The organism is Caballeronia choica (assembly GCF_001544535.1).
GTDB lineage: Bacteria > Pseudomonadota > Gammaproteobacteria > Burkholderiales > Burkholderiaceae > Caballeronia > Caballeronia choica.
Genome location: NZ_FCON02000219.1, coordinates 1 through 8,750 on the forward strand (window position 1 = coordinate 1; position 8,750 = coordinate 8,750).

5 protein-coding genes are annotated in these 8,750 nt (G+C 62.9%); 4 read left to right on the top strand and 1 reads right to left on the bottom strand.

Translation table 11 applies throughout. From position 1 onward, the window contains the following. The first annotated feature begins 866 nt into the window (after nt 1-866). Nucleotides 867-1,604, top strand: a complete 738-nt coding sequence (locus AWB68_RS40140) for an ABC transporter ATP-binding protein (protein ID WP_087649739.1) — start codon at nt 867-869, stop codon at nt 1,602-1,604. Here AWB68_RS40140 and AWB68_RS40145 read toward each other — a convergent pair. Continuing rightward, entirely contained in the window at nt 1,598-3,214 is a 1,617-nt protein-coding gene (locus tag AWB68_RS40145) for an MFS transporter (RefSeq protein WP_087649740.1), read from the bottom strand. The genes AWB68_RS40140 and AWB68_RS40145 overlap by 7 nt on opposite strands. A gap of 350 nt (nt 3,215-3,564) precedes the next feature. Here AWB68_RS40145 and AWB68_RS40150 point away from each other — a divergent pair, with 350 nt between their 5' ends. From AWB68_RS40150 to AWB68_RS40160, 3 genes are all read left to right on the top strand, one after another. Continuing rightward, entirely contained in the window at nt 3,565-4,401 is an 837-nt protein-coding gene (locus AWB68_RS40150; RefSeq protein WP_087649741.1) for a shikimate dehydrogenase family protein, read from the top strand. 179 nt (nt 4,402-4,580) lie between these two features. After that, nucleotides 4,581-6,509 carry a potassium transporter Kup gene (locus tag AWB68_RS40155; protein ID WP_087649742.1) on the top strand — a complete coding sequence of 643 codons (1,929 nt, stop codon included), beginning with the start codon at nt 4,581-4,583 and terminating at the stop codon, nt 6,507-6,509. 94 nt (nt 6,510-6,603) lie between these two features. Beyond that, complete coding sequence (locus tag AWB68_RS40160) at nt 6,604-8,601, top strand: acyl CoA:acetate/3-ketoacid CoA transferase (RefSeq protein WP_087649743.1); 1,998 nt, start codon at nt 6,604-6,606, stop codon at nt 8,599-8,601. The last annotated feature ends 149 nt before the right edge of the window (nt 8,602-8,750 follow it).

The window sequence follows — 8,750 nt, forward strand, 5'->3', positions numbered from 1 at the left end:
TACCGCTTCCGGCGAACAGAAAGGATCAGTTTCCGAACGCTAGGGACAATATACAAGTAAGCAAAGAAAGCAGCTTTCCACCGCCAATGCTTGCCATGCGCCTCCAGCCCGTTCCCCCGGAGTGGTCCAACCGGGGGAGTGTCGTTAGCGGGGTTTCATCGTTGTTGGCATGTAGAAAAGGCGCGCACGTCGCACCGCTGCGCGGAGTGGATCAGCAGTCATTCATCCGTCTTGGCACTTCGTGCCCGACGCCAGGCCTGCTAACGGTGGTGAATTGAAGCGTCAGCAAGCACAAACATAGCGAGGTAGCGATGGGTTTTAGTTTTACCTGACGGGTGAGCGCGTAGCGCGAAGCTGGATGAATGACTGCTGGTCCACTTCGTATAGCGGTGCGACGCGCGCGCCTCTTCTACATGCCAACAACGGGGAAACCCCGCTAAGGACACTCCCCCGGTTGGACCACTCCGAGGGAACGGTCTAGCGGAGCATGGCAAGGATTGGCGGTGGGAAGCTGCTTTCTTTGCTTACTTTCTTTGCAGCAGCAAAGAAAGTGAGTCCCGCCCCGGACAGGGGCAGAGCTAATAAACCGAAACAAATACAAGTTCCATAGGAGCCTGAGCGCATCAAACGGTTGAAGCCCGACCCCAGCGCTAGCGATCATCCGTCCCGCCCCGGACAGGGGCAGAGCTAATAAACCGAAACAAATACAAGTTCCATAGGAGCCTGGGCGCATCAAACGGTTGAAGCCCGACCCCAGCGCTAGCGATCATCCGTCCCGCCCCGGACAGGGGCAGAGCAAATAGACTGCTAAGAAAACAAGTTCCATAGAAGCGCAAAAACATCAAACGACGTAAACCCAAACCAAAATGCTATCTATCAAAAACCTCCACGCCGGCTACGGCAAGGTAAAAGTCCTGCATGGCATAACGATGGACGTGCCGAAGGCAAAAGTGGTCACCTTGATCGGCTCGAACGGCGCAGGCAAGACCACGACGATGCGAGCCATCTCCGGCATGATCAAGGCGACCGAAGGTGAAATAATCATGGGCGCGGGCAGCGACGCCAAACGCATAGAAGCAATGGACTCGCACAGAATCGCGCGCCTGGGCCTCGCGCACTCGCCGGAAGGCCGCCGTGTCTTCGCGACGATGACCGTCACCGACAACCTCATCCTCGGCGCATTCCCGCGCCTCACCTGGGCGCGCCCCAAAGGCGACGTGTCAGCGGATCTCGAACGCGCGATCGAACTCTTCCCGCGCCTGAAGGAACGGCGCCATCAACTCGCCGGCACGCTGTCGGGCGGAGAACAGCAAATGCTCGCGATGGCGCGCGCGATCATGCTCAACCCCGATATCGTGCTGCTCGACGAGCCGTCGATGGGCCTCGCGCCGATCCTCGTCGATGAAGTGTTCCGCATCATCGCGAGGCTGAAGGACGAAGGCGTCACGATGCTGCTCGTCGAACAGTTCGCGGCCGCCGCACTCAACGTCGCCGACTATGGCTACGTACTGGAGAACGGCCGCATCGCGACACATGGACCCGCCGAGCAACTACGCAACGATCCGTCGGTGAAAGCGGCCTATCTCGGGACGACGAGTCACTGATCCACTTTCGCGTTCGCATGCGCATCGGCATCGGCATCGATGCGCCCGACGTGCACCGGCGGCACGAACCACGCAAGGCACAATCCGGCAACGGCCGCCGCCGCCGCGAGCGCGAGTCCGACGTGGATCGATTCGACCAGCGCGTCGCGTGCGGAGTTCATCATCGCGTCGCCGGCGTGGCCCGCGCTGACGAGGCGGCTCACCAGCGCCGCCTGCTCCTTGCGGTCGATCAGCAACTCGGGGCTCGCGAAAGACTTGAACCACTGCGTCGCCTGATACGAATCGAGCGAACGGTGGACGCCGCGCACATAAAGCTGCCCGAGCAACGCGCCGGTGACCGCGGTCCCGAGCATGCCGCCAAACGTGCGCAGCGATTGCAGGAGCGCCGTTGCCGCGCCGAGATTCTCCCGCGTGACGATCTGCTGCGAGAAGATCGTGAGATTTGCCGCGACCAGGCCGAGCCCGACGCCGCTCGCGCCCATGCAACTCATCCACACGAGATGCGGCGCCGTGCCCGTGATCACGAGCACCGAAAGACTCGCGATCGCAAAGAGCGCAAAGCCCACGTACATGATGACGTTCGCGCGCCGCAGGCGCGTGACGATGCGGTTGTTCGCGACGGTCCCGATTGTCGTGCCAATGACAAGCGGCGTGATCAGCATGCCGGAATCGTCGGGCGACATCGCATAGCCGCCCTGGAACAGCAGCGGCACGTAGAACACGAGCGAGAACAGCGCGAAGCCGCCCAGCAGCGACATCGCGAAGAGCGCCGAGAGCTTGCGGTCGACGAGCATGTCGACGGGCAGGATCGGATAACCCATGCGCTTTTCCCAGAACCACAGCGTGAGCGCACCGCCGAACGCGATGGCCGCGAGTATCGCCGTCGTCCTGCTGATGCCCTCGTTAGGCAGGAATTCGATCAGCAACTGCAGCGCGCCGAACGTCATTGCAATGACGAGGCCGCCGAGCCAGTCGAGCTTCACGGGGCCGCCGGCGCGCGCCGGCCGCAGGTTCGGCAGATAGCGCCTGACGAACAGGAGCGACACGACGCCCACGGGCACGTTCACGAAGAACACGAGCCGCCAGCCGCCGTGTTGCGTGAGCACTCCGCCGAGTGTCGGCCCGATGATGTTCGCGACGCCGAACGCTGTGCTCACGAACACGAGCCAGCGCAGGCGCAGTTGCGCGTCGGGAAACAGGTCGGCGACGCTCGCGAAGATCGTGCCGATCAGGATGCCGCCGCCGATGCCCTGCACGCCGCGCGCGATCACGAGCAGCAGCATGGTGTCGGCCCTGCCGCACAGCACGGAGGCCACCGTGAAGAGCACGATCGCGGCGACCAGGAAGCGCTTGCGTCCATACAGGTCGCCGAGCCTGCCGAAGATCGGAATCGTGATGACCGATGCAAGCATGTAGGACGTCGCCACCCACGCGTACAGGTCGAAGCCCTTCAGTTCGGCGACGATGCGCGGCATCGCGGTGCCGACGATCGTCTGGTCGAGCGCGACGAGCATCGCGACGCATGCAAGCCCGAGCATCGCGAGCAGCGATTCGCGAAAGGGCAGCAACTGCCGGCTCGGATCGATGGCGGCGGCATTGGCAGGAGGCATGGCGTGCTCCTCGATAGGCGGCCCGGCGTGCGCGCGTGCTCTGCAATTGATCGGAGGAAAAGCGCCTGGAATCAGCTCGCGGGTCTCGCAAGCAGATGATGATCGCAATCGCGCCGGATGGCGACGCCCGGATATTCAGCAACCGCTGAACGCAAGGCCGCTTGATCCTGGTCGGCATTGGACCGAAATCCGCACAAAATGTACTATTCGGTACATAATGCGCCGGCGACAGACAAAGTGTTGGCAGGCCAACGCTTGCTGGCGCACTATATGGCGGTTCCGCCGCTGGAATCAGTGGCGGGCAACTGTAAGCCAGATCCGGAAACTCGTTAGAAAAAAGGAGCGCTGCGATGATCAGCGGAAAGACGACGCTAATCGCCCATCTGGGATTCCCGACCGAGGCGTTCAAGGCGCCGATGATTTACAACCCGTGGTTCGAAAAGAACGGCATCGACGCCGTCGTCATGCCGATGGGCGTCAAGCCCGAGGACTACACGGCGTTCCTGCCGTTGCTTTTCCGCATGAGCAACATCCGTGGTGCGCTCGTCACGATGCCGCACAAGGTCACGACCGTCGGCCTCGTCGATGAAGTGACGCCTACCGGCCGCATCGCCGGCGCGTGCAATGCGATTCTCAAGCGCCCGGACGGCAAGCTGGTCGGCGATCAGTTCGACGGAGCGGGCTTCGTGCGCGGGGTCGAGCGCAAGGGGCGCGCGCTCAAGGGCGCACGCGTGCTGGTGGCGGGCAGCGGCGGGGTAGGCTCGGCGATTGCTGCGTCCCTCGCGGCGGCTGGCGTGGCGGAGATGGGACTGTTCGATACGAACACGGCATCGGTCGAGGCACTCGCCGACCGCCTGCGCGAGCACTATTCGCAACTCACTGTCACGACGGGTTCAAAAGACCCGGCGGGCTACGACGTGATCGTCAATGCCACGCCGCTCGGCATGAACGACAGCGACCCGCTGCCGTTCGATGTCGACCGCATCGCGCCGAGCACGTTCGTCGGCGAAGTCGTCATGAAGTCCGAGTACACGCCGCTCTTGCGCGCGGCGAAGGACAAGGGGTGCGCCGTGCAGGTCGGCACCGACATGCTGTTCGAAATGATTCCGGCATACCTCGAGTTCTTCGGCTTCGGCACGGCAACGCCGGACGAGTTGCGCGCGGTGTCGCAGATCAAGTACGCATAGCGAACGCCAGCACAAAAGACAGAAGACCAAAGAGACAAGACAGAAGCGCGACAGGCTCAAAGGCGATTTACCGGGCACGGCGCGCTTCGCAGTTTCCTATACTTCGATAATGCAAAAGTAGCAGCTCTCATCCTCTAACGAATAATCCTGCGCGCGAACAGCGCAACTCAGGAGGAATCATGGGATTGTCTGCATCCGGCGCTCCGGCAGGTGGCAAGGTCGACGAGCCCGCTCCCCATCACAATCCCGCGATGTTCGGGCTCGCGCTGGCGGCACTCGGCATCGTCTACGGCGATATCGGCACGAGCCCGTTGTATACGCTCAAAACAGTATTCGATCCGGCGAACGGCCTGCCGCTCGAACCGTTGAACGTGATCGGCATCGTGTCGCTGATCTTCTGGTCGCTGACGATCGTCGTTTCGCTCAAATACGTCACGCTGATCCTGCGCGCGAACAATCACGGCGAAGGCGGAATCATGGCGCTGCTTGCGCTCGCGGCGTCGTCGGTGGTGAACAAGCCGAGGCTGCGTCATGTCCTGCTGGGCATCGGGGTGATGGGCGCGGCGCTCTTTTACGGCGACGGCGTGATCACGCCGGCCATCTCGGTGCTGAGCGCGGTCGAAGGGCTGGAAGTCGCGACGCCGTTGCTCAAGCCCTACGTGATCCCGATCACGCTGATCGCGCTGACCGCTCTGTTCGTGATGCAAAAGCACGGCACGTCGGGCATCGGCGCGGTATTCGGCCCGGTGATGGTGGTCTGGTTCATCGTGCTGGCCGTCGCCGGCGCGATCAATATCGCGGATGCGCCGCGCATTCTCGAAGCGCTCGATCCGCTCGCGGGCCTTGCATTCTGCCTGCGTCACCGTTGGCTCGCGTTCGTCGCGCTCGGCGCCGTCGTGCTCTCGCTGACGGGCGCCGAGGCGCTGTATGCCGACATGGGCCACTTCGGCGCGCGCCCGATCCGCCTGACGTGGTTCGGCATCGTCTTTCCCGCGCTCGCGCTGAACTATCTCGGTCAGGGCGCACTGCTGCTCTCCGACCCTTCCGCGCTGGATAATCCGTTCTACCGGCTCTTTCCGCAGTGGATGCTCTATCCGATGGTCGGCCTCTCGACCGTCGCGACGGTGATCGCCTCGCAGGCCGTCATCTCCGGCACCTATTCGATGACCAAGCAGGCGATGCAACTTGGCTTCCTGCCGCGCATGAACGTCGTGTACACGTCGGCGAAGGAGATCGGCCAGATCTACGTGCCGGGTATCAACTGGACGCTGCTGATCGCGGTCGTGGCCGCCGTCCTCGCGTTCGGTTCGTCGACGGCGCTCGGCTCCGCCTACGGCATCGCGGTGACGGGCACGATGCTGATCACGACCGTGCTCACGTTCTTCGTAATCCGCTACGCGTGGCATCTCAACTGGGGACTATGCGTGTTCGCGACGGCGTTCTTCTTCGTCATCGACGCGATGTTCTTCTCCGCGAACCTGCTGAAGCTCGAGCAGGGCGGCTGGTTCCCGCTCGCGATCGGCCTCGTCATGTTCACGATCATGGCCACCTGGGGACGAGGCTGGGAGATGATGCTCGCCGAGGCGCGCGTGCGTGCGGGCACCACGCCGCTCGGGCCGTTCCTCGCGTCGCTGCTGTCGCGGCCGCCGGTGCGCGTGGATGGCACTGCGATCTTCATGAACGCCGATCCGCACGGCGTGCCGCATTCGTTGCTGAACAACCTCGTGCATAACCGCGTGCTGCACAAGAACGTGGTGTTCCTGACCGTCTCCAGCAGCGAGGTGCCGTGGATTCCGGCGAGCGAGCGCGTCACGGTGCAGTCGCTCGGGCAGGGCTGCTTCCAGGTCACGGTCCACTACGGCTTCAAGGATGAAGTCGACCTGCCCGCCGCGCTGGAGGCGTGCGCCTCATCGGGGCTGACTTTCGATCGAACGGAGATCTCGTGGTTCCTCAGCCGCGCGACGGTCGTGCCCACGCCCGGCAAGGGCATGGCGCTATGGCGTGAGCGGCTTTTCGCCGTCATGCTGCACAATGTCGGCAACGTCGCCGCTTATCTGAAGTTGCCTGCCGATCGCGTGATCGAACTGGGGGCGCGCGTCGAGATATGAAGTCTGACAGGCCTGAAGGCCGCGCCGCAAAGGCGCGGCGCTGAAAAACTGAAAGCACGGGAGCCCGACTCCGCAAGTGCTGAACGGAGACACCATGAGCGAAGGTTCCCGCCCTCACTTTCCCGCGACTGCACGCACGGTCGAGCGCGGCAAGATCGTCTCGGCGCGCGAGGCCGTGCGCCTGATCCGCTCGGGGAACACGCTGGCGACGAGCGGCTTCGTCGGCATCGGATTCGCCGAGGCGGTGGCGATCGCGCTCGAAGAGCGTTACCTGCAAGGCGATGGCGCGGGCGGCGAAGCGCTTCGCGACCTGACGCTCGTCTATGCCGCGGGCCAGGGCGACGGCAAGTCGAAGGGACTCAACCATCTCGCTCATGAAGGCCTCGTGCGCCGCGTGATCGGCGGACACTGGGGATTGGTCCCGGGCCTCCAGCGACTCGCGATCGACAACCGCATCGAAGCTTACAACCTGCCGCAAGGCGTGATTTCGCAGCTCTTTCGCGACATCGCCGCGCATCGTCCCGGGCATCTCTCGACGGTCGGGCTCGGCACCTTCGTCGATCCGCGCAACGGGGGCGGCAAGCTGAACGCCCGCACCGTGGACGATCTCGTCACGCTGATGAACATCGATGGCGCCGACTATTTGTTCTACAAGACCTTCCCGATCGACGTGGCGATCGTGCGCGGCACGACTGCCGACGTGAACGGCAACATCACGATGGAGAAGGAAGCGCTGACGCTCGAAGGACTTTCGATCGCGATGGCCGCGCGCAATTCGGGCGGCATCGTGATCGCGCAAGTCGAGCGCCTCGCCGAGTCGAACACGTTGAATTCGCGGCAGGTGAAGATACCGGGCGTGATGGTGGATTGCGTGGTCGTCGCGCCGCAGGAGCTTCACTGGCAGACCTTCGGCGAACAGTACAGTGCGGCGTTTTCGAGCGAACTGCGCGTCGCCGCGAGTTCGGTGCCGCCGATGCGGCTTTCCGAACGCAAGATCATCGCGCGCCGCGCCGCATTCGAACTGATGGCGAACAGCATCGTGAACCTTGGCATTGGCATGCCGGAGGGCATCGCGAGCGTTGCGAACGAAGAGCAGGTGATCGATCTCTTCACGATGACCACCGAGCCGGGCGTGATCGGCGGCATTCCGGCGGGCGGCTTGAACTTCGGCGCGGCAACCAATACGCAGGCGATCATCGATCAGCCGTACCAGTTCGACTTCTACGACGGCGGCGGCCTCGACATCGCGTTTCTGGGCCTGGCGCAAGCCGATCGCGAGGGCAATCTCAACGTCAGCAAGTTCGGTCCGAAGCTCGCGGGGGCGGGTGGTTTCATCAACATCAGCCAGAGCGCGAAGAAGGTCGTATTCGTCGGCACGTTCAACGCGGGCAAGCTTGATATTGCGATCGAGGACGGGCGCATGCGCATCGTGCGCGAGGGCACTTGCCAGAAGTTCGTCGATGCCGTCGAGCATCGGACCTTCAGCGGCAAATATGCAGCCGAGCGCGGGCAGCCGGTGCTCTACATCACCGAGCGCTGCGTGTTCGCGCTCACGCCCGAAGGGCTTGAACTGACCGAGGTTGCACCGGGCGTGGACGTGGAGCGCGACATCATCGCGCAGATGGGTTTTGCACCGGTCATCAAGGGGCCGCCGCGGCTGATGGACGCGCGCATCTTTCAAGACGCGCCGATGGGTTTGCGCAACGTTCTGCTTCGCTTGCGGCTCAGCGAGCGCTTCAGTTATGACGCAGAGAAGAACATGATCTTCATCAACTTCGAAGGGCACGAGGTCTCGACGCTCGACGATGTCGAGGCGATCCGGCGCGAGGTGATTGCGAAGGTAGGCGGACTGAAGGTGAGGCCGCATGCGATCGTGAACTACGACAATTTCTCGATTCGTCCGGACATGCTCGATGCGTATTCGGAGATGGTCATGAAGCTCGTGAACAACTGCTACGACGGGGTGACGCGGTATACCACGAGCAGCTTTCTGCGGCTGAAGCTGGGGGATGCGCTCAAGCGGCGCGGGGTGGCGGCGTATATCTATGAGAGCCCGGAGGAGGCTAGTCGCTGGCGCTTGGGGGGGAGGTAAGTCGGGGGTTTGGGGTTACACCGTTTGATGCGCTTGTGCTTCTATGGAACTTGTATTGTTTTTGGTTTATTAGCTCTGCCCCTGTCCGGGGCGGGACTCACTTTCTTTGCTGCTGCAAAGAAAGCAACTGTATTAAAGGTCAAGCGCGA

Bases quoted from the DNA above. Each gene is read 5' to 3' on its own strand.
- AWB68_RS40140 (WP_087649739.1), top strand. From the start codon at position 867: ATGCTATCTATCAAAAACCTCCACGCCGGCTACGGCAAGGTAAAAGTC.
- AWB68_RS40145 (WP_087649740.1), bottom strand. From the start codon at position 3,214: ATGCCTCCTGCCAATGCCGCCGCCATCGATCCGAGCCGGCAGTTGCTG.
- AWB68_RS40150 (WP_087649741.1), top strand. From the start codon at position 3,565: ATGATCAGCGGAAAGACGACGCTAATCGCCCATCTGGGATTCCCGACC.
- AWB68_RS40155 (WP_087649742.1), top strand. From the start codon at position 4,581: ATGGGATTGTCTGCATCCGGCGCTCCGGCAGGTGGCAAGGTCGACGAG.
- AWB68_RS40160 (WP_087649743.1), top strand. From the start codon at position 6,604: ATGAGCGAAGGTTCCCGCCCTCACTTTCCCGCGACTGCACGCACGGTC.